Annotated in this window: 19 protein-coding genes; 8 read left to right on the top strand and 11 right to left on the bottom strand. The window is 59.8% G+C overall.

Features of this window, described 5'->3' with window-relative positions:
- Positions 1 to 217 precede the first annotated feature (217 nt).
- The 4 genes from WGT02_RS28995 (at position 218) to WGT02_RS28980 (ending at position 4,504) form a co-directional block, all read left to right on the top strand.
- Positions 218 to 1,318 carry an ABC transporter ATP-binding protein gene (locus WGT02_RS28995; RefSeq protein WP_208246550.1) on the top strand — a complete coding sequence of 367 codons (1,101 nt, stop codon included), beginning with the start codon at positions 218 to 220 and terminating at the stop codon, positions 1,316 to 1,318.
- Complete coding sequence (locus WGT02_RS28990) at positions 1,311 to 2,246, top strand: carbohydrate ABC transporter permease (RefSeq protein ID WP_208246548.1); 936 nt, start codon at positions 1,311 to 1,313, stop codon at positions 2,244 to 2,246. Before WGT02_RS28995 ends, WGT02_RS28990 begins: the two co-directional genes overlap by 8 nt.
- The gene (locus tag WGT02_RS28985; protein ID WP_208246546.1) at positions 2,243 to 3,094 is read left to right on the top strand and encodes a carbohydrate ABC transporter permease; all 852 of its coding nucleotides are present in this window, start codon (positions 2,243 to 2,245) and stop codon (positions 3,092 to 3,094) included. The genes WGT02_RS28990 and WGT02_RS28985 overlap by 4 nt, the downstream gene beginning before the upstream one ends.
- Before the next feature lie 84 nt (positions 3,095 to 3,178).
- Entirely contained in the window at positions 3,179 to 4,504 is a 1,326-nt protein-coding gene (locus WGT02_RS28980) for an ABC transporter substrate-binding protein (protein ID WP_208246545.1), read from the top strand.
- 98 nt (positions 4,505 to 4,602) lie between these two features.
- Here WGT02_RS28980 and WGT02_RS28975 read toward each other — a convergent pair whose 3' ends face one another.
- The 6 genes from WGT02_RS28975 to WGT02_RS28950 form a co-directional block, all read right to left on the bottom strand.
- Positions 4,603 to 5,805 (bottom strand): MFS transporter, encoded by a 1,203-nt coding sequence (locus tag WGT02_RS28975; protein ID WP_208246543.1) that lies wholly within the window; start codon positions 5,803 to 5,805, stop codon positions 4,603 to 4,605.
- A 91-nt stretch (positions 5,806 to 5,896) separates the two neighbouring features.
- The gene (locus WGT02_RS28970; RefSeq protein ID WP_208246541.1) at positions 5,897 to 7,333 is read right to left on the bottom strand and encodes a M81 family metallopeptidase; all 1,437 of its coding nucleotides are present in this window, start codon (positions 7,331 to 7,333) and stop codon (positions 5,897 to 5,899) included.
- 8 nt (positions 7,334 to 7,341) lie between these two features.
- A complete protein-coding gene (locus WGT02_RS28965; protein WP_208246539.1) occupies positions 7,342 to 9,261 on the bottom strand; it encodes a beta-N-acetylhexosaminidase in 1,920 nt (639 codons plus the stop codon).
- 25 nt (positions 9,262 to 9,286) lie between these two features.
- The gene (locus WGT02_RS28960) at positions 9,287 to 10,063 is read right to left on the bottom strand and encodes an SDR family oxidoreductase (protein WP_208246537.1); all 777 of its coding nucleotides are present in this window, start codon (positions 10,061 to 10,063) and stop codon (positions 9,287 to 9,289) included.
- 28 nt (positions 10,064 to 10,091) lie between these two features.
- Positions 10,092 to 10,955 (bottom strand): MurR/RpiR family transcriptional regulator, encoded by an 864-nt coding sequence (locus tag WGT02_RS28955; RefSeq protein ID WP_208246535.1) that lies wholly within the window; start codon positions 10,953 to 10,955, stop codon positions 10,092 to 10,094.
- A gap of 20 nt (positions 10,956 to 10,975) precedes the next feature.
- Complete coding sequence (locus tag WGT02_RS28950; RefSeq protein ID WP_024314622.1) at positions 10,976 to 11,365, bottom strand: RidA family protein; 390 nt, start codon at positions 11,363 to 11,365, stop codon at positions 10,976 to 10,978.
- 114 nt (positions 11,366 to 11,479) lie between these two features.
- On the opposite strand from WGT02_RS28950, the gene WGT02_RS28945 reads away from it, so the two are divergent.
- The 4 genes from WGT02_RS28945 (at position 11,480) to WGT02_RS28930 (ending at position 14,969) form a co-directional block, all read left to right on the top strand.
- Positions 11,480 to 11,965 (top strand): hypothetical protein, encoded by a 486-nt coding sequence (locus WGT02_RS28945; protein WP_208246533.1) that lies wholly within the window; start codon positions 11,480 to 11,482, stop codon positions 11,963 to 11,965.
- Positions 11,966 to 11,986: 21 nt separating this feature from the next.
- Complete coding sequence (locus tag WGT02_RS28940) at positions 11,987 to 13,447, top strand: M81 family metallopeptidase (RefSeq protein ID WP_208246532.1); 1,461 nt, start codon at positions 11,987 to 11,989, stop codon at positions 13,445 to 13,447.
- 18 nt (positions 13,448 to 13,465) lie between these two features.
- Positions 13,466 to 14,566, top strand: coding sequence for a D-TA family PLP-dependent enzyme (locus WGT02_RS28935; RefSeq protein ID WP_208246530.1), 1,101 nt, complete (start codon positions 13,466 to 13,468; stop codon positions 14,564 to 14,566).
- A 106-nt stretch (positions 14,567 to 14,672) separates the two neighbouring features.
- Positions 14,673 to 14,969 (top strand): hypothetical protein, encoded by a 297-nt coding sequence (locus WGT02_RS28930; RefSeq protein WP_024314626.1) that lies wholly within the window; start codon positions 14,673 to 14,675, stop codon positions 14,967 to 14,969.
- Positions 14,970 to 14,985: 16 nt separating this feature from the next.
- On the opposite strand, the gene WGT02_RS28925 is transcribed toward WGT02_RS28930, so the two are convergent.
- The 5 genes from WGT02_RS28925 to WGT02_RS28905 form a co-directional block, all read right to left on the bottom strand.
- Positions 14,986 to 16,122 (bottom strand): ABC transporter ATP-binding protein, encoded by a 1,137-nt coding sequence (locus tag WGT02_RS28925; protein WP_208246528.1) that lies wholly within the window; start codon positions 16,120 to 16,122, stop codon positions 14,986 to 14,988.
- An 84-nt stretch (positions 16,123 to 16,206) separates the two neighbouring features.
- Entirely contained in the window at positions 16,207 to 17,409 is a 1,203-nt protein-coding gene (locus WGT02_RS28920; protein ID WP_093041276.1) for an ABC transporter substrate-binding protein, read from the bottom strand.
- Positions 17,410 to 17,470: 61 nt separating this feature from the next.
- Positions 17,471 to 18,331 carry a carbohydrate ABC transporter permease gene (locus WGT02_RS28915; protein WP_024314628.1) on the bottom strand — a complete coding sequence of 287 codons (861 nt, stop codon included), beginning with the start codon at positions 18,329 to 18,331 and terminating at the stop codon, positions 17,471 to 17,473.
- Positions 18,328 to 19,212, bottom strand: coding sequence for a carbohydrate ABC transporter permease (locus tag WGT02_RS28910; RefSeq protein WP_024314629.1), 885 nt, complete (start codon positions 19,210 to 19,212; stop codon positions 18,328 to 18,330). Before WGT02_RS28910 ends, WGT02_RS28915 begins: the two co-directional genes overlap by 4 nt.
- Positions 19,213 to 19,225: 13 nt before the next feature.
- On the bottom strand, positions 19,226 to 20,383 hold the full coding sequence (locus WGT02_RS28905) for a Gfo/Idh/MocA family protein (protein WP_208246526.1): 1,158 nt from the start codon (positions 20,381 to 20,383) through the stop codon (positions 19,226 to 19,228).
- Between the last annotated feature and the right edge of the window lie 83 nt (positions 20,384 to 20,466).

Raw genomic sequence — 20,466 nt, 5'->3', positions numbered from 1 at the left:
TCAAAAGATATGTTGACAATCCAATTGTATGATTTAACGTCAGCGCACCGGTTTTGACGTGCCACTGGGAGGAAGAGATGGAAGCGAACGCTTCTGTTTTGGCACTATCACTGACTGAGGGCAGTCCGTTTCTCAAGGCGGGCGCATTCTCGGCAGAAACATGCCAGCCACGTTTTCATATCGGCTTTTCGGGTCCTGACTGCACAGGAGCAGTCGGATGACGGCCAATATCGAAATTCAGAATGTGAGCAAGCGATACGGCTCGATGAGCGTCCTTGATGGCTTGTCGCTGTCGATCAAGGCGAATGAGTTCATGGTCTTCCTCGGTCCATCCGGCTGCGGAAAGTCGACGCTACTGCGCATGATCGCAGGGCTGGAAAGCGTCGACGAGGGCACGATCTCGATCAATGGCGAGCGCATCGATACGCTGCCGCCTGGGCAGCGCGACATTGCCATGGTTTTCCAGTCCTACGCGCTCTATCCGCACATGACGGTGGCCGACAACATGGCCTTCGGACTACGCAACATCAACGTGTCTAGCGATGTGATCTCGGCACGCATTGCTGAAGCCGCCCGGATGCTGGAGATCAGCCACTTGCTCGAGCGCAAGCCGGGCCAGCTTTCCGGCGGTCAGCGCCAGCGCGTTGCCATCGGCCGCGCCATCGTCAAGGAACCGAAGGCGTTTCTCTTTGACGAGCCGCTGTCGAACCTTGATGCGGCGTTGCGCGTTCGTACCCGTGTCGAGCTCGCGCAGCTTCGCAATCGCGTCAGATCGACGATGATTTTCGTCACGCATGATCAGATCGAGGCGATGACGCTCGCCGACCGCATTGTCGTCATGAACAATCGTAAGATCGAGCAGATCGGCACGCCGATGGAGATCTATTCGCGTCCGGCAAGCCGCTTCGTCGCCACCTTCGTCGGATCCCCGACGATGAACTTCCTGTCGGCTGGCCTGTCGGAAGAGAACGGCTTCGTTCGCGCCAAGCTGGCTGATGGTAGCGAACTGCAGACAGCGATCCGTGCCAATGGGGTGAAGGCGGGCGAATATAGCCTCGGCATCCGCGCCGAAGCCGTCAAGCTTGCAAACGGCATCGCTGCGACGACGACTGGCAAGGTGGATGTACTCGAACGCCTTGGCGACCGCACGCTTCTCTATACCCGTCTCAAGGATGGCAGCGTCATCGTTGCCGAGGATATCGGCAACAGCCGCGTCGCGATCGGCGACGAGGTGGCACTGACGCTCGACGGGACGCGTACGCATCTCTTCGACGACGCCGGTCACGCCTGGCACAACGAGGAGGCTGGTCATGGCTGAGGCGGCACTTTCCTCCGCCCGGCCTGCTGCCGGCATCGCCGCCCGGCAGACGGTGCAGAATATCAATGCGCCGCTTTGGCGCAACACTCTCTTCGTCGCGCCCTACCTCTGCTTTTTCGTGACCCTGCTTGTCGTGCCACTGTTCTGGGGCATCTGGCTCAGCCTCCACAAGGCGGATGCCTTCGGCATCGGCCGGTTTGTCGGGATTGATAACTATGCCAGGCTCTTCAGGGACAAGATCTTCATCCAGGCGGTCGGAAATACCTTCTACTTCGTGCTTTTGACGGTCCCGACGCTCGCCATCATCGGCCTGCTTCTGGCGCTTGCCCTGAACCGCAAGACGAAGGTGGCAGCGGCGCTGCGCGCCGTCTATTTCTCGTCTTCCGTCTTGTCAGTGACGATCGTCACGCTGATATGGCGCATCGTCTTCATCGGCAATTTCGGCCTGCTTGCCACCATCTATGGCTGGTTCGGCCTGCCGGCCCCGGCCTTCCTCTCCAATCCGAACCTTGCGATGATCGGCATCGCGGTTGCGACCGTCTGGTGGTGCATCGGCCTGCCGATGATGCTGTTCCTGTCGGCACTGCAGCAGGTGCCGGCCGAAATCTATGAAGCCGCTGCCCTCGACAATGCCAGCCGCTGGGGCACGCTGTGGTACATCACGCTGCCATCGATCCGGCGCACCTTCGTGCTCGTGCTCATCATTCAGGTCGTGCTGCAGTTCCAACTGTTTGGCCAGGCGAAGCTGATGACACTCGGCGGCCCGAACAACGTGTCGAAGCCGATCGTGCTGTACATCTATGAAGCCGCCTTTACCAAGTGGGACCTCGGCCTCGGGGCCGCCGCCTCCGAAATTCTCTTCATACTGATCCTGATTGCTGCGATGGCGCAGTACTTCATTTCGCGCCGCAAAGGAGAGGAAGGATGAGTGCTGTTTCCGGTGGCAGCATGGTCGGTCGCTCGACCGGCGATCGCGTGATCCTCATCCTGGCAGTCGTCTGCGCGCTGATCATGATGGCGCCGGTGCTGTGGGTGATTGCGCTCTCGCTCAAGGACAACAAGGAACTGATGGCGGACATGAATTCCGTCTTCCGTGCGCCTTACACGATCAAAAACTATATCAATATCCTGGCGACTTCGTCGGTATTCCGCTGGATCTTGAACAGCGTCATCGTCGCCGGCGGCTTGACGATTTTCACACTGATCTTGTCGTCGCTTGCCGGCTACGGCTTCGCACGTCTGAACTTTCCGTTCCGCAACACGCTCTTCATCATCGTGTTGCTCGGCCTTGCGATCCCCGAGCAGGCGGTCCTCATCGCTCGCCACCAGATCTTCAGCTGGCTGAAGTTCCACAACACCTATCACGGGCTGATCCTCCCAGGATTGTCGGCGCCCTTCGGCGTGTTCTTAATGACGCAGTACTTCCGCGCCATCCCCAAGGAACTCGACGAGGCGGCGCTCTTGGACAATGCCAGCCGCTTCAAGATCTTCTGGAAAGTGCTCCTGCCGCTGACGGTTCCCGCCCAGGCAACGCTTGGTATCTTCACCTTCCTCGGCGCCTGGAACGATTACTTCTGGCCGCTGATCTCCGGCACGAAGAAGGAAATGTATACGCTGACGATCGGGATCGCTTCATCGCAGACCAACTTTGCACAGTCGGAAGGTCTCGGCTTCCTGATGTCGCAGGCGGTCTTTGCCGGCGCCCCGGTCCTCATTCTCTACCTGTTCTTCCAGAAATACATCGTGACGGCAGTGTCTGGCGCCGCCGTGCGCTGACGCTGACCTTGCGATGACGTCGCAACCGGCTCCCGGGGAGGGGGCTTAGCCAAGGGTCGAAGACCCAATGAGGAGGAGATGGAAATGACGCATACCTTGAGAAAATACATGCTGGCGGCGGCCTCGGTGATTGCCCTTGCCGGCACAAGCCCGGCTTATGCTGCCACCGAACTCACCGTGCAGCGCTTCTTCGGCGCCTGCGATGCAGATTTCGGCACCAATACCGACGTCAGCAAGGCGGTCGGCGAATGCGGCATCATCACCTCGCTCATCAACAAGTTCAACGCGGACAATCCGGATGTGCATGTGACGGTGACGACCGTCGAATGGCCGGGCTACGATCAGCTGACGGCGCAGTTCGCCGCCGGCGATCCGCCTGACATTGTCACCGTCCACCAGTCGGTGCTTGCCGATTATCAGTCCAAGGGCCTGCTGATGCCACTCGACGACGTGCTGAAGTCTGTTGGTGTCGCCTCCACCGACTTTACCGACGCCAGCTTGAACGGCGTCACCAAGGACGGCAAGATCTACGGCCTGCCGATCGACAGCTGGACCATGCTGTACCACATTAACATGGACCTCTTCAAAAAGGCCGATCTGGTCAATCCCGACGGCACGCCGAAGTTGCCGACCAGCGTCGATGAGCTCTTGGCGCAGGCCAAGCAGTTCAAGGAAAAGACCGGCAAGCCTTACTTCGTCCAGAACCTGGCGAATGAAGTCGCGCTCTATACCCGCAATCTCTATACGTATCTGTTCCAGCAGGATTCCAACTTCTTTGCCGATCCGAAGCAGGTCAAGATCAATACGCCCGAGGCCAAGAATGTCCTCGAGATGTACAAGGCGATCTACGACAACGGCTACACCACCAAGGATCTGGACTATGCAGCCGGCATCAATGCCTTTCTCGCAGGCGAGGGCGGTGTTCACCTGAACGGCACCTGGGTCATCGGTGACTACACGGCATCGTCCGAAAAGTCCGGTACCGCGCTCAACGCCGGCGGCTATGCAGTCTATCCCTATCCGCAGCTCTTCCCGGGCAAGAAGGCGCAATACGCCGACGGCCACAGCTGGGCCGTCTCGCAAAAGGACCGATCCGAGGATGAGACCGCGGCCATCGGGAAGTTCTTGAAGTTTTTCCATGACAACGATTTCGACTGGTCGCGCACCGGCCATTTGCCAGCTGTCAAGGCGGTGTTGGATTCCGATCAGTTCAAGGCCCTGCCGCATCGCGACACGATTTCGGCGATCGCCACGCTCGGCACGCCGCTTCCGTCTACCGTCCAGCGCCAGTTCGCGATCCAGGACATTATTGGCCAGGAAATGAGCGCGGCGATCACCGGCCAGAAGGAGATCGATGCGGCCCTTACCGACATGGAACAGCGCATCAACGAGCTGCTCGCCAACATCTGAGGCTCACACTCTCTCCCGAGCCTGAGAGCAGATGCCCGCCGCCGGTCTCGCGGCGGGCATTTTCGGTTACGTGGCTCGCCGTGAAAACATTGACCGTCTCAGCGCCGTCGTTTGGCGCCATCGAAGAAGAGCAGCAGCAAAAGACCCGAGAGGCCCGCCACAGCACCGATGATTGCCGTTCCGGAATAGCCGCTGACGCCGGTGCCGATCGCAAACAGAAGCGCGCTCAGTCCCGCACTCAGGAAAATGTTGACGGATATCAGCGCACTGCCGAGACCCGGCCGCTCGGCTATCAGATCCTGCAGATAGGTGATTGGGATGCTGATGAGGGCCGCGGCGCCGATTCCACTGATGAGGGTCAAGGCATAGACATGCCACGGCGCGGAGGCAAAGCCGAGCAACACGAGGTACACAACGTAGATGATCGTGCCGATCGCCAGGGCCGCGACGTGGTTCATGATCCGTTGGACACGCCCCCAGACGACGATAAAGACCACTTCGAGGAAAGCGACGATGCCGACCAGGATCCCGACATCGCCGACCGTGCCGTGCGCGGATCCAGTCACGATCAGCGGCAGGATGGCGCCGTTCACGTGAAGAGTACTGCTGATCAGCGACACTGCAATCACGCGGATGAAGACGCGCGGCGAGATGACTTCTGCAAGCGCGGCGAGATAGGAAAGATGGCGCGTTGCCGCCTTGTCGGTGCCGCTTTGGCGCGGCAGGAATGCCGCGATCAGGCCAAGACACACCATGCAGGCGAGGGTGGCCAAGAGATAGGCCGGCAGCATGCTGGTCGAGCGCGCCAGGAGGACACCGACAAACCCGGGCACGAGCACCCAGGAAAGCGAGATCATCGCCCTCACGCCTGAGTTGACCGTGGCAACATCACCCCGCGGCATGCCGATGGTGGTCGCGCGCACATTGGCGAAGAGCAAGGAATTCAGTGCGTTATAGATCGGCAGCAGCACTAGCGCACTGAAGATGAACGTTGCCTGCGCGGGAAAGAGATAGACCGCGCCGTAACCGAAGATGCCAAAAACGGCAACCGAAAGCATCAGCGGACGATAGTCGCCAAGTCGGTCGGCAAGATTGCCAAGCAGGATGCTGATGGTGACGTTGACGGCTGCAGCTGCGAATATCAGCGCCGAGTACAGGCTGTTGCTCAAACCGAGTTCGCGAATGCCAATGACGGATTGATATGGCGAGGTCGCCGCCCCCGCAAAGCCAAAGGCGAAGATCGCAAGCATGCTGACCCGGATTGTCGGGTTGCGGAATACATCAGGCAGGAATCGGGTCATGATTGGGATCAGGGTGGCAAACACCCGGTGGTGCGGATGAAGGGCGCCTTAGCAGGTTCGGCGCAACGCCGAAACCTGCCGGGACAAAAAATCAGTCTTGCCAGCGCGCAGAAAGGCGCGCCCGCGGTGCGTAGTCAAAGTCGCGATCGAACGGGAAGGCCGGTCGGGTGCGTCGCCTGCTGACCAGACCTTCGATATCCTGGTTGACGACGCCCTGCGTCAAAGCCATCAGGTTCGGATTGGCAATTGGCGCCAGCTCCGGAGAAAGATAGCCGGACTTCACCACCAGCATGCGCACCGATTTCGGATCGAGGCCAAGGCGTGTGAAATCGGTGATATTGTGATAGGGGCGCCGTCGCGCTGCGAGCACGACCGTAATGCCTGAAGTCCTCACCACTGCCTGGCGCTCGGCCGCAGCGCCAGGGTCGTCGAGGAAGACGACATCGGCTTCAATGTGGACAGGCACGCTCGACGGGTCGAGGGTTGCGCCGATGTCCAGCTCGATCCTTGCGCCCTTGCCGACGGCAAAGCATGCCGCGACGGCCGGCCGGTCGACAATGCCGGCAAGCAGCGCTCCGTCAAATCTACGGGCCAGCAATGCCTTGAGGACGTCAGCCCGATCGCCAACGCCGCCGCCGGTCGGATTGTCAGCAGAATCGGCAAGGACCACGGGCGCCGTCGACGCGTTCTCGGCAATGTCGAGCATGGCGTCAAGCACACCGGTCACTGGACCAAAGGCGAAGTCATCGCGCGCATTCCAGTAAGAAAGCGCGATCTCTTCTGCAGCTTGCGCTGCCGCCCGCTTGTCGGTCGCTGTGACGATCGCGCAGGCAGTCGCCCGAGGCTCGTCCGCCCACACATAGCCGATCATCAGATTGGCATCGAGGATGCCGTCACGCTGATCGACGTCGGGCAACATCCCGTAGAGGCGCTTTGCAGGCTCGACCTCGGTTGATGTTCGCTCCCCCGGCCAGAGAACGGGCACTGGCGCCCAAGCTACACCCGGCCGCTTGCCTGTCCTCAAGGCGTCGACCAGCATCGACCAGGCACGCACCATCGTATCCCGAACATCGATATGCGGGGCGGTGCGATAGGCCGCGAATATGTCGAGTTGGTCGACGATCTTCTGGCTGACATTGCCGTGCAGATCGTAGCTTGCTGCGATCATGCAGTCCGGACCAACGACCAAACGGGCGGCCGCAATCCAGTCTCCCTCGGCGTCGTCCATTCCCTCGACATTGATGGCGCCATGCATGGCAAGGTAGAGACCGTCGACTGGCAAGGCACCTTGCAGACGATCGAGAAACTCCGCCTTGAATGTCTCGTAGGCGGCCCGTGACACCGGGCCACCGGGCACTGCGCGTGCATGCAGAAGCGGAAGATGCTCAATCTCGTGCGCATTGAGAAAGCTGAAATAGTCCGAGCCAAGAAGGTCCTCTGCGCGAAGGACGCGGAAATCCTCGATTGTCATTAGCACCGGCGAATAAGTGCTGCATTCCGTGTGAATTCCGCCGACCGCGATCCGCATCGCCGACCTCACAGTTTCGGGCTCAGGGGCACGATTGCGGCGAAGCGATGCCAGTCCTTCATCGCCCGCGGCGTCCATGCGGCTTCCGCAATCGCAGGAAGGCGGGGGAAGACCAGCCGGTTGAAATAGCCGCGCGACAGGAAGTGCTCCGACCAGATGCAGGCCTGGACACCCTTCATCTTGTCCTTCAATTCCTCCGGAAAGTCGCCCTCCGCCTCATAGGCATAGGTGTGGGCCGGGGGCACGGTTCCGGCCCAGCTTGCGCCCGGCTCCTGAAACGCTTCCGCTTGGACCATATCGAGGTAATAGGCCTGGCCAGGGGTCATGACGACCTCGTAGCCTTGCTTGGCAAGATCGATGCCAACCTGCGGGTTCTCCCACGCCATGAGCAGCGTGTCCCTGGCGGCAACACCGCCGCCATGCGCCACCTCGTTCCAGCCCGCCAGCTTGCGGCCGCGCGCCGTCAGCATTTCCTTGACGCGCTTCAAGAAATAGGACTGCAACGCGAACGTGCCCGAAATTCCCTCCTTCTCCATCAGCGTCTTGGCAAGCGGAGACGCAAGCCACGAGCCATTCGCCACCTCATCGCCACCGATGTGCAGGTAGGACGAGGGGAAAAGTTCGACCATCTCGTCGAATAGTTTCTCGAGGAATTCATAGGTCAGTGGCACCGCCGGATTGAGGGCATTGTTCGGATATCCTTGCACCGAATGGTAGCTCTCCGGCGCCTCCTGGCCGTCTGCCAGATCAGGCAGCGCCGTCAAGGTCGCCGTGCTGTGGCCTGGAATATCGATCTCGGGGATGATCTCGACACTCAATTTCGCCGCGTGAGCGACGATCTCACGCACATCGTCCTGAGAGTAAAAGCCGCCAACCGGTTCGGCACTGTTGCCGAGTTGCGGCAGGAGTGGCTCATCGGGACCGCGCAGGCAGCCTGTTGCCGTCAATTCCGGATACGCCTTGATCTCAAGGCGCCATGCCTCGTCGTCGGTCAGATGCCAATGGAAGATGTTGAGCTTCAACCAAGCGAGGATGTCGATCAGCCGCTTGATATCAGCTGTCGGATAGAACTGCCGCGAAACGTCGAGATGGCAGCCCCGCCAGCCATATCGGGGCCTGTCCGAAATCGAGCCGGCAACGGGGAAGCAAAACGTCTGCGGCTGACTGCGGGCGCCGTGCAGCAGCTGCGCAAGCGACGTCAGTCCATATTGGCGCCCGGCCGCATCAGCAAAGGACAATGTGATCTGCGAGGCAAAGAAGGCGAGCGTGTAGCCTTCCGGGGCGATCGTCGCGTCAACCAAGAATTGCAGGGCCCGGCCCTGCGGCGAGGCGACGAGATTGAAGGGCGTATGATCGCTTTCGAAGAGGCGCCGGCAGAGCGAAAGGACAGTCGAGACGGCACGCAGGTCGTCTCCCGATGATCCTTCCGCCGGATAGAGAACAACGGGAAAGTCATCACCTGGTTTGGCATCGATCTCTGCCGGCCAGGGCTGCAGCGAGAATGGAAGCTCGAGCCTGCCTTCCGGCAGAAGTACCGGCGGCGGTTCGTTGACGCGGCCTTCGAGGAGCAGATCGGAAACACCAATCGTCACATGCTTCCCATCCGCCAACGTCACGTAAGCTGACTTTGCGCCATCCGTGCAGTGGCGAGCGGGCCTGTGAAGGCCGCTGACGGTGAAGGTCCAGCTTTTGCCGGGTTCGAGGGAAAAGCCTTTTGGCGGAGCAAACTCATGGAAATTGGCATTGCGGCGCAGAAACGTTGCGTTCTCGCAGGCCTTCGGGTCGATGACGCGCGTCAGCGACGTATAGACCAGCGTAAAACCGGAAAGCGCGACGTCGCAGAGATTGAAAAGGGAAAAGGTAAAGCGGCCGTTCGGGCCGCCAAGAGGATGCCACGAGCTCTCCAGGCGATAAGGCGCCACAGTCATATCTGTTCCTCTCTAAGCGTGTCTTTCAATAGTGCTCGGACTGCGAAAAAGTGCGGGCAAGTTCCGCCTGGCCGGCGGTCAGACCACAATCCACCGGCAGGCAGACGCCGGTGATGGCCGCAGCCTGCGGTCCGGCCAGAAATGCGACGGCATTTGCAACATCCGCGGGGTCGACGACGCGCTGCAGCGGATACCAGCGGCGAGCTTCCTCGAAGACGTTCGGGTTGGCGGCAGCGCGCGCCTCCCATGCCTGCGTGCGCACCGTGCCGGGCGCAACAGCATTCGAACGAATACCGAACTTGCCATATTCCACCGCCACCAGTTTGGTGAGATGAAGCAGTCCCGCTTTTGCAGCGCTATAGGCCGGGTGGCCGAAGACGTTCATGCCATTGACGGATGCGATGTTGACGACAGAGCCTTTCGACGCCGCGAGCAGATCCTCCACGGCCCGGAAGCACAGGAAGGCAGCCTCGAGATTGAGGGCATTGTCCATGCGCCAGATTTCCGGGGTCGTATCATGCAGGCTGACGGCGCGCGCTGCACCGGCATTGTTGACCAGCGTCCTGACGGAACCGAGCGAGGCGGCCCGCTTTGCCATTTCGGCGACGCTTGTTTCGCTGGTCACATCGCAGCCGTAGGCGACAAAACGATCGGCCGAGCCCAGCGCGCGTGCCGCCTTCTCGGCGGCGGCAACGTCGATGTCGACCAAAAGTATGATGTCGTGATCCTGTGCCAGGCGCCCAGCAATGGTGCGCCCTATATCGCCCGCAGCACCGGTCACGATCGCTACCGTCTGTGTCATTGCGCATCCCCTTTTGGCATGGAATTCTCTAGTCCCCGAGCAATTGCCGGTCATCGCCATCGCGGTGGGCGACAAGCTGCTGCTTGATGCGGCGCAGGACCACTGCCGCCTTTGGCTGGATCGCGTAGGCAACAAGGCTGGCGAGAATATCGATGGCCGCCAGATAGGCGATGCGCGTCGAGGTCGGCCGGAAGATATTGTTTCCTTCCTGCAGATCGATCGGCACGACGATCTCTGCCACTTGCGCGACCGGGCTACTACTCTGGGTGAGCGCGATCGTCGTCACGCTGGACGCGCGCGCCAGGGTGAAGGCGCGCACGAGCTCGGCGTTGCGCCCGCTAAAGGAGGAACCAATCAGCACGTCGGTCGGTTTGGCGGCGGCGGCCATCATCAACTGCATGCCGTGATCGGAACTTGCAGTCACATGCAGGCCGAAGCGAAACAGACGGTTCTGCAATTCGTTGGCAATCATCGACGAATTGCCGCCGGAGCCGAAGGCATAAATCATGTCGGCGCGCGAAAGCCGCTCGGCCGCAAGCTCGATTGCCGCAAGGTCAAGGGAACGATGAAGCAGGAAAAGCGCGTTCTGCGCCTTGGTGATGATATCCTGCGCGACATCCCCCGGATTGGTGCTTTTCGGCTCCGGTTTCAGGTAGCGCATCCCGACATAGGCTGTCCTGGCGAGCTGCACCTTGAAATCGGAAAAGCTCTCGCAACCGAGCCGGCGGCAGAAGCGGGTGACCGTGGGCGGTGATACATCTGCTTTTTCGGCAAGCTCGATGATCGAGGCATTCACCGCAAACTCGAAGTCGTTGAGAAGGATGTCGGCGATACGGTTTTCCGAGGGCGAAAGCCGGGCCTTTTCTTCCTGCAGTGTCGAGAAAATATCCATCCCACCCGCCGTCGTTTGCGCTATCGATCCTTCGGCTTAAATGCGACGCAGTCGATTTCAACCTTGCAGTCGACCATCATCGACGATTGCACGCAGGCCCGCGCCGGCGGGTGGTCGCCGAAATACTGCTGATAGATACCATTGAATGTCCAAAAATCGCGCGGATCATCGAGCCACACACCGCAACGAACCACGTTCTCGACGCCGTAGCCGGCCTCTTTGAGAATAGCCAGCACGTTCTCGATCGTCTTATGCGTCTGGGCGACAATATTTCCATCGATGATTTCGCCATTTTCCATGGCGACCTGGCCCGAGACATAAAGCCAGCCGTCGGCCTCGACGGCGCGCGCAAAGGGCAGGGGCTTGCCCCCGGCACCCTTTTGAACCGTGCCATAACGCTTGATGGACATTGATCGATCCTTGCAAATTATTTTCGTATTAAGTTGACAAGTGACCATAGAAAGCGGAATTTGACCAGTGAAAAACACCAATCATGAAAAGAATTTCAATCCGGGGGAGAGATAATGCGTAATCCTTTCAAAAACCCCTTTCCGGCCTCCGACGTTGCCCGGCATTCGATCTGGGAGATGCTGGTTCCCCGCGACATCGATGCATTCCTCGCCGCCGACTGGTCGATGGTCAAGCATGATTTCGTCGAAGACGGCTTCATCGGCATAGACGGGCGCAAGCAGGTGAGCGCCGACAACTGGCGTCTGGCATTTCCGACGCTATCGGCCTATCGCGACGAGTGGCTGCGCCAGGCGAAGGACTTTGCAACGCAATCTTTCGCTGAAGATGCCCGCACCGCGATCTTCACGACCACCACGCTTGAGGACATCGAGGTTGAGGGTGACATGGCGCTCGTGCGCAAGAAGTTCGACGGCGGGCTCGCCAAAGCCGATGGCACGCGTGATGTCATGCAGTGGCAAACGCTTTATTATTGCCGCCTGCATGAAGGCCGCTGGAAGATATGCGGCTTTACCGGCTACCTGCCGAACCCGATGGGCTGATCAACCACAAAGGCTGAACCCTTGCGCATTTTCACGGCGGCGCTCGCAACCGAGACGAATACCTTTTCTCCCATCTGCGTCGACCGGCGCGCCTTCGAGGCATCTCTTTATGCGCCCCCTGGCCAGCACCCGCAAACCCCGACACTCTGCTCGGCACCCATCACGGTTGGACGCCGCGTCTGCGCCGAGAAGGGATGGGTGTTGATCGAAGGAACGGCCGCCTGGGCCGATCCGGCCGGACTTGTGAGCCGCTCGACCTATGAAGGGCTGCGCGACGAGGTGCTGACCCAGCTCGAGGCTGCGATGCCGGTCGACGCCGTTGTCCTCGGCCTGCATGGCGCCATGGTCGCGGCCGGCTACGAGGATACGGAGGGTGACATACTCGTGCGCGTGCGCGAGATCGTTGGGCCGGACGTCCTTGTCTGTGCCGAGCTTGATCCGCATAGCCATCTGACCGCGAAGCGGCTAGGGGCAGCAGACTTCTTCATCTACTTCAAGGAGTTCCCGCACACGGACTTCGTCGATCGCGCCGAGGATCTCTGGCGGATTGCCGTAGAGACGCTGGAAGGTAGAGTGGCACCTGTCATGTCTGTCTTTGACTGCCGCATGATCGACGTTTATCCCACCTCGCGCGACCCGATGCGCTCCTTCGTCGACAAGATCATGCGCATGGAAAAGGACGATGCTGATATCCTGTCGATCTCGGTGATCCATGGGTTCATGGCGGGCGACGTACCGGAAATGGGCACCAAGATGCTTGTTGTCACCAACGACGAGCTGGAGAAGGGCAATACCTTGGCGCGCGAACTCGGCCTTGAGCTGTTTTCCAAGCGCGGCACCTTCATCATGCCACAGATCGACGAGATTGAGGCTGTTGGGCAGGCAATGGCAGCACAGTCATGGCCCGTCGTCATCGCCGACGTCTGGGACAATCCTGGCGGCGGTACCGCGGGAGATGCCACCGTTGTCTTGCAGGAACTCCTCGCCCGGGGCGCAACAGGTGTCGCGATCGGTACGATCTGGGATCCGATGGCCGTACAGATCTGCATGGCGGCCGGCGAGGGGGCCGAGATCCCACTGCGCTTCGGCGCCAAGTCCGCGCCCGGCACCGGCAATCCGGTCGATGGCGTCGTCAAGATCGTCAAGCTCGTCACCAATGCACAGATGCGTTTTGGGGAAAGCTTTGCGCCATTCGGGGACGCAGCCCATATCGTGCTTGACGGCATCGATATCATCCTGAATTCGACGCGCGCGCAAAGTTTCGATCCAAGCCTGTTTTCCGCAATGGGCATCGATCCGCTGTCGAAGAAGGTCCTGGTCATCAAATCGACCAATCATTTCTTCGCATCGTTCTCCAAAATCGCCGCGCAGATCATCTACTGCTCGGCCGGAACGCCTTATCCCAACAATCCGGCCAAGACACCCTATCGTCGGGCGCCGAAGAACATCTGGCCGATGGTCGAAAATCCCCACGGCCGCTAACGCGGAGCAGCGTCACACATGCAGGAAAATCCGTACGCCGTCGTCGCCAAACCGGGCGACAGGGTCGCTGATCTTGCGACGCCGCGGCCCATCATCGACGAGGATCGCCTGGCGGCGAACATTGCCCGCACGCAGGCCTACATGGACAAGCACAGGCTGAACTTTCGACCGCATATCAAGACGCATAAGATCCCAGCGCTTGCTGCCGAGCAGATCGCGGCGGGTGCGAAAGGCATCAACTGCCAGAAGATCAGCGAGGCGGAGGTTTTTGCTGCCGCTGGCTTCGACGATATCCTGATCACCTTCAACATTGTCGGCCCGCAAAAGCTCGAGCCCCTTGGCGCGCTCAACGACCGGATCTCTGCTCTCAAAGTCGTTGCCGACAGCACGGTGACCATCGATGGCCTGTCCTCCTACTTCGCATCCCGCAAACCGTTGACTGTTCTGGTTGAATGCGACACCGGCGGCGGACGCTGCGGCGTTCAGACACCTGAAGCAGCACGAAGCTTGGCAAAGCGGATTAACGATGCCCCCGGCCTTTCGTTCGGTGGTCTCCTCAACTACCCGAAGCCCGGCGCGGCCGATGCGGTGCAAGCCTTCCTCAGCGAAGCACTATTGCTCTTAGAGACTGATGGGATCGCTTGCCCGATCGTCAGCAACGGCGGCACGCCAAGCCTCTTCGAGGCGCATCTCGTCGGCGCCGCGACCGAGCACCGCGCAGGTACGTATATCTATAACGATCGCTCCATGGTCCGCGCTGGCCACTGCAGCGAAGCCGACTGCGCCATGCATGTGCTGGCAACGGTCGTGTCCCGCCCGACGGCGGATCGCGCCGTCATCGACGCCGGATCAAAGGCCCTGACCTCCGATCTGCTCGGCTTTACCGACTTCGGAACGGTGGTCGGTTACCCCGAGGCGGTGATCACCGGATTGTCTGAGGAGCACGGCGTCATTGACCTGGCGAAATGTGGCGATCGGCGCCCTGAGATCGGAGAGAAGATCCGGATCATTCCCAACCACACATGCGTTGTTTCCAATCTGTTTGACACGATGGTTTTTCATCGTAATGGCGTGGTAACGCGCGTCGAGGATGTAACCGCACGTGGCCTAGTGTGGTAGGGCCCCGTCGCCCTTAGCACCTTCCTTTGATGTACGCCTCTTGACCTTACGCGATTGAAAAGCATCTTCTTTTGCGCGGGCATTAGGCGCGCGGGAGGTCAAGTCGATGAGAGTCTCTGTTGCAATGGGAATAGCAGCAAGCCTATTGGCGATCTCGGCGGCTGAACCGCCGGCGCAATGGCAGACCTATCATGGCGTACGGATGGATTCCGATCCCGTGCTTCTAGCGCGGTTTGACAGGGCTTATCGCTATTGCGAGCCCGAGGCCGTCCACCGCGGCTCACCCTATCCGGCAAATCCTTGGCACGTCACAGCGCTCAGAAGCTGCATGTACCGGTTGGGGATCGTCGACCGCGGCGCCTATTCCTACCCCGCCAACAGGCTCTTCTATCCTCTGTATTGAGGCGCGGCGCCGCTGATCAAGCGGCGGCTGTGGGATCGAGCAGGTTCATGTCGATGTCGGTCAGCTCGACATGGCGTTCAAACGATATGCCCGTCTGATCGAACAAATGGCAGTCGGCGACGTTGATCCCAGCTACAATCGGCTGATCTGGGCGCACGCCGGCGCTGCCCGGCAGCGTCGCACAGAAATTCTCGCCTTCGCCGTCAAGCGATGCGTATGCCACGGTCTGTGCGCCAAGTCGCTCGATGACCGTTGGCACAACGGTAAGCGCGATGTCGCCGGAACCGATCTGGATGTGCTCAGGACGCACGCCGAGCGTCAGCGCCTTGCCAACAGCGCCCTGACGGGGGGTGACCGGGATCACCGCCTTTTGCCCCTCATAGGCGACTTCGACACCGGCATCGCCGACAGAGGTGCAGGTGACGGGCAGGAAGTTCATCTTCGGATTGCCGATGAAGCTTGCGACGAAAATATTGGCGGGCTTGTGATAAAGCTCCAGCGGAGCGCCGGTCTGCGCGATCTCGCCGGCGTTCAGCACGACGATCCGGTCGGCCATGGTCATCGCCTCAATCTGGTCATGGGTGACGTAGATCATCGTCGCTTTCAGCTGCCGATGCAGCTTGGCAAGCTCAATACGCATGTCGGCGCGCAGCGCCGCGTCGAGGTTGGAAAGCGGTTCGTCGAACAGGAAGATCTTCGGCTCGCGCACAATCGCACGACCGATTGCCACACGCTGGCGTTGACCTCCCGAGAGCATTCCAGGCCGCTGTTGCAGACGCTGATCGAGGTGAAGGATGCGCGCGACGTGCTCGACCTTGGCCTTTAGCTTCGCCTCTTCCATCTTTTCCACGCGCAGCGGGAAAGCGATGTTTTCAAAAACGCTCATGTGCGGGTAGAGCGCGTAGGACTGGAACACCATGGCGATACCGCGCTTAACCGGGGGCAGGTCATTGACCCTGAGGCGGTCGATGACGATGTCGCCCGCCGTCGTGGCATCGAGGCCGGCAATCATCCGCAGCAACGTTGACTTGCCGCAGCCGGACGGCCCGACGAAGACCACGAACTCGCCGTTTTTCACTTCGAGCTGGATGCCCTTGAGAACCTCGAAGTCACCGTAGAACTTCTGAACATTGTTGAGAAGAAGCTGTCCCAAAACCTGTCTCCGGTCGCCGCCCCTGCGGCATGCATACTGTAAGTGGGGGATCGCGGTTGTTGCGCCCGCGATCCCGACAAAGGCTTACTTGAACGCTTCGATCTCGCCAGCAGCCTTCTTGATGGCATCGGCCGGCTGGGCCTTGCCCGTCACGACGGATTGGACCATCTCGATCATCGAATTCTGGAAGCCCTTGTAGTCGGTAAAGAGGGGCTCGGGGCCGCCAAAAGCGATTCCATCGATGAACGGCTTCCACGACGGATCAGCCTTGACGAACTCGTCAACCTTCGCAGACGGACGCAGCGGCGTGAGGCCTGCACCGCCCTGAAGCTCGTATTCGCCCTGCGGGCCCGGTGAGGTGATGAACTTGGCGAATTCGATTGCCTTGTCTTCCACACCCGTGCCCTTGAAGACGGCCAGGCTGTCGGTGATGAGCAGCGTACCTTCACCCTTGGCCGAAGGGCCGAGCGGCAACGGTGCAACGCCCCAGTTGATCTTGGTGTCCTTGAGGCGGGCAGCGGCACCCGAGCCTGCCTGGATCATGCCGACCTTGCCGTCGAGAAAGATGGCGCGGATTTCGTTCTGCTCGTAGGCGGTTGCGCCTTCGACGGAATAAGGCGTGATGTCCTTGTAGGCCTGGAGCGCTGCCAGCACTTCCGGGCTGTCGATAACGATCTTGTCGCCGTCGATGACCTTGCCATTATTGGTGTAAACCCAATGCATAAACTGGTGCATCGTGTTGTCGAAAGTCTTTGCCGGGAGACCGTATCCAGCGATGCCGGTCTTTTCCTTGATCTGCTTGGCGGCGGCGATTTCTTCAGCCCAGGTCTTCGGCGGTGTTTCCGGGTCGAGGCCGGCCTGCTTGAAGATATCCTTGTTCCAGTAGAGAGCCTTGGTCGAGAAGGCGACCGGCACGCCCCACTGGGTGTTTTCGAAGGTGACGGTATCAACGATGTTCGGATAGTAGCTCTTCTTCTCCTCGTCGGTCATCGGCACCGGCACGATAAGGTCGTTCTGGGCAAATTCCTTGAGCGTGCGCGAGCCGACATAGGCCATGCCGACAGGCGTGCCCGCGGCGGCAAGCGTCGTGGCTTTGTCCTGGCACTGCTCCCAGCCGACGACCTCAGGCGTGACCTTCCAGCCTGGGTTCTTGCCTTCCCACTCCTTGATGTACTTCTCATGGATGGGGTCGATCTTGTCGCCGCAATAGATCCAGCTGATCTCCTGGTCAGCGGCGTGCGCGGTCATGGCGCCGAGCGCGGTGGAGCCGAGCAGGGCAAGGGCCATCAGCCCGGTCTTGAATTGAATCGTCACTTTGTTAGCTCCCGTTTTTTCTCTGGTGGTTGACTTACTGTTTCACCGCGCCCGCGGTTAGCCCGCTGACGAGATACCGTTGAAGGAAGAAAATCACGATCATGGCCGGCGCGATGCCGACGAAGCTGGCGGCCATCAGCTCATTCCAGACCACCTCCTGGCGGCCGAAATAGGCAAACAGCCCGACTGGCAAAGGCGCAAATTCGGTTTTGGAATTGAAGGTGAGCGCAAAGATGAACTGCTGGGCATAGGAGCCGATGAAGGTGGTGATTGCAACGACCATGATCCCGGGCATCGCGATCGGCAAGATGACGCGGCGAAGCGTGTAGAATTGGCTGGCGCCGTCGACAAAGGCCGCCTCATCCAACTCCCTGGGAATGCGCATCATGTAGGTTCTGAGCAGCCAGATCGCGGACGGAATGAGGAAGGCGACACCCGGAACCATGATGGCAAAATAGGTATTGAGCAGGCCGAGCGAGCGCATCAACCGGAAGAGCGGAATGAGCAGCACCGCTCCCGAAAACATGTTGACCGCCAGGAACGCAGCGAGCAACAGCCCAGCGCCTCTGAATTCAAACCGTGCGAACGCATAGGAGGCAGGGATGACGAGAACCAGAACGACAGCGGTCACGACCGTCGAGATGAAGAAGGAATTGAAGATGTAGCGGGCAAAGCCCGGCACGCTGATCCACATCGTCCGGTACGCCTCGAAGGAACCGTTCTCGGGAATGAAACGATAAGGCGAGGAGAAAAGCTGGCTGAGCGGTTTCAGCGAGACAAGGAAGCCCTCAACGAAGGGAGCGAGCACGAAGGTGAGGAACACCAGGATGCCGGCATAGATGCCGATGATCTCATACCATTTGTACCGATTGATCAGCAGATGGGGTTGTTTCATCGCTTGTCTCCGGAAGCAAGACGGCTGGTCAGTCGGAAGTAGCAAACACAGAAGATCGACAGGAAGATGCAGATCAGCACGGCGCGTGCAGCCCCTTCACCGTATTTGTTCGAACCAATCGCCGTGCGGTACGTGTCGATGATCATCGTCGTCGTTTCGCCGCTCGGACCGCCGCGCGTCAGGATCCAGATGATATCGAAGGAGTTGAAGGTGGCGATGAGTGACAGCATCGACATGGTAATCAGCGAAGGGACGATCAACGGCAGGGTAATGCGCCGGAAGCGGTAGAAACGGCCGGCTCCGTCCGTCCAGGCGGCCTCGTAAAGATCCTGCGGAATCGCCTGCATGGCCGCTAGCATATAGAGCGTGACGAGTGGGACGCCGATCCAGACGTCAGTGATAATCGTCGCCCAGAACGCCGTGGAACCCTGTGCGAGGAACGCAACCGGAGCGTCCACCAGACCAAAGCGCTGCAGCATGCCGGAAATCATCCCGAACTGGCCGTTATACATCCAGCCCCACATGAAGATGCCGATCGCCATGGGGACAATCCAGGGCGGCATAGTCAGCACGCGAAAGAGCGCCCTGCCTGGTACCGCCGAATTCAGCATCGTCGCGCCGAAGACGCCAATGATCATCTTGATGGAGACGGAAAAGAACGTCCAGATGAACGTCCGCAGGATGACTTCGGCGAAGGTCGCATTGAAGATCTTGCTGTAGTTGACCCAGCCGACCCAATTCGTCGTCTTTTTCAAAGACGCATCGGTGAAGGACAGGATAAAGGTATCGACCAGGGGATAGGCGACGATCGCCGCCACGTAGAGCACTGCCGGAAGGAGAAGGATCCAGGCGAAGATGACTGCGTTGCGTTGGACGCTCATCTTGCCGCCCTCCTCAAGCCGCTCTTGCGTGCAGGGCTTCGTCAAACCTGTCCCACACCGGGCGCAGATCGACCACCGCCTTCGTCATGCGCGCCTCGTCCATGGACAGGGCGAGAATACCGGCTTCGAGGGCGTTCAGTGTAGAGACGGGAAGCTCGGTGCCGGTGCGCACGCTGTCGAGCAGGTCGGCGGCCATCTGTTCGTCGGCACCGTAATGCTGCGACAGCTCGGTCGCCGCGTACTTGTTCTCGACGACCTTCTTGCCTGTCAGCTGCTCATGGACGTCGAGATAGCCGCGGACGAAATCGCCCTCGGCCATGCCCCGCGATCCCATGATCGCAAAGCGGCGAAACTGGTCGGGAACATTGAGGTTGGTATGGAAGTTCATGCCGACGCCATTGGCGTATTCGACGATCGCCACCTGATAGTCGATAATGTCGGCGTCGCTATCAAACACCTTGTCGGAGCCCATCCAGCCGCTCGGTTTGCGATGGAACAGCTCCAGGTCGTTGATGCCTTCGCGAGCGGGATCGTTGGCCGGCGTGAAGCTCTTGCGACCGCCGAAGCTTGCAACGCGCTCAGGCCGGGCACCGACGACGCCGTTGTAGAGATCGAGGTCATGGCAGCACTTTTCCAGCATGAAGCTGCCGGAATAACGCTCGTAGCGGCGCCAGTCGCGCATGAAGAAAGCGCCGTGATAAGGCTCGATGTGCTCCGAGGCTTCGATCGAGACGATCTGGCCGAGCTTGCCTGCCGCCTGAATCGCGCGCAGGTCCTTGTAGAGTGGGGAGTAGCGAAGCACAAGGCCGACCATCAATCGCTCGTGACCGAACTTTGCCATCAGCCGAGCCAGTTCGATGCTCTCTGCGATCGTCGTGACGATCGGCTTTTCGCAGAAGACCTTCAGGCCCCTTTCGAGGCCAAGTCTGATATGATCGAGATGCAAGTGGTTCGGGGAACCGATCATCAAAAGATCGAGCTTTTCGTTGGCGATCAGCTCTTTGGGGGAAGCATAAGCGGTGCCGGCGGAAATGTCTTTTTCAGCAAGCCCCGGAAGTCCTGCCGGATCGGGATCGACGTAACCCACGATCTCGAAGCTTTCATCCACGGACTTGAAGACGTAGCCAAGATAGCCGAGCCGGAAACCTAGCCCGATAATTCCCACTTTCATGCTGTTCTCGTTCCCATTACGTAATTTATTTTCGTCAAGTTGAGACAAAAATTCGAACTCGTCAACACGAATCCCGCGAAAAG

Origin of the sequence: Rhizobium sp. T1470, from assembly GCF_042140505.1 — a bacterium.
In the GTDB taxonomy this organism is placed as follows: Bacteria; Pseudomonadota; Alphaproteobacteria; order Rhizobiales; family Rhizobiaceae; genus Rhizobium; species Rhizobium favelukesii.
Note: the sequence above shows the minus strand (reverse complement) of the source record. Positions and strands in the feature narration are given on the sequence as shown.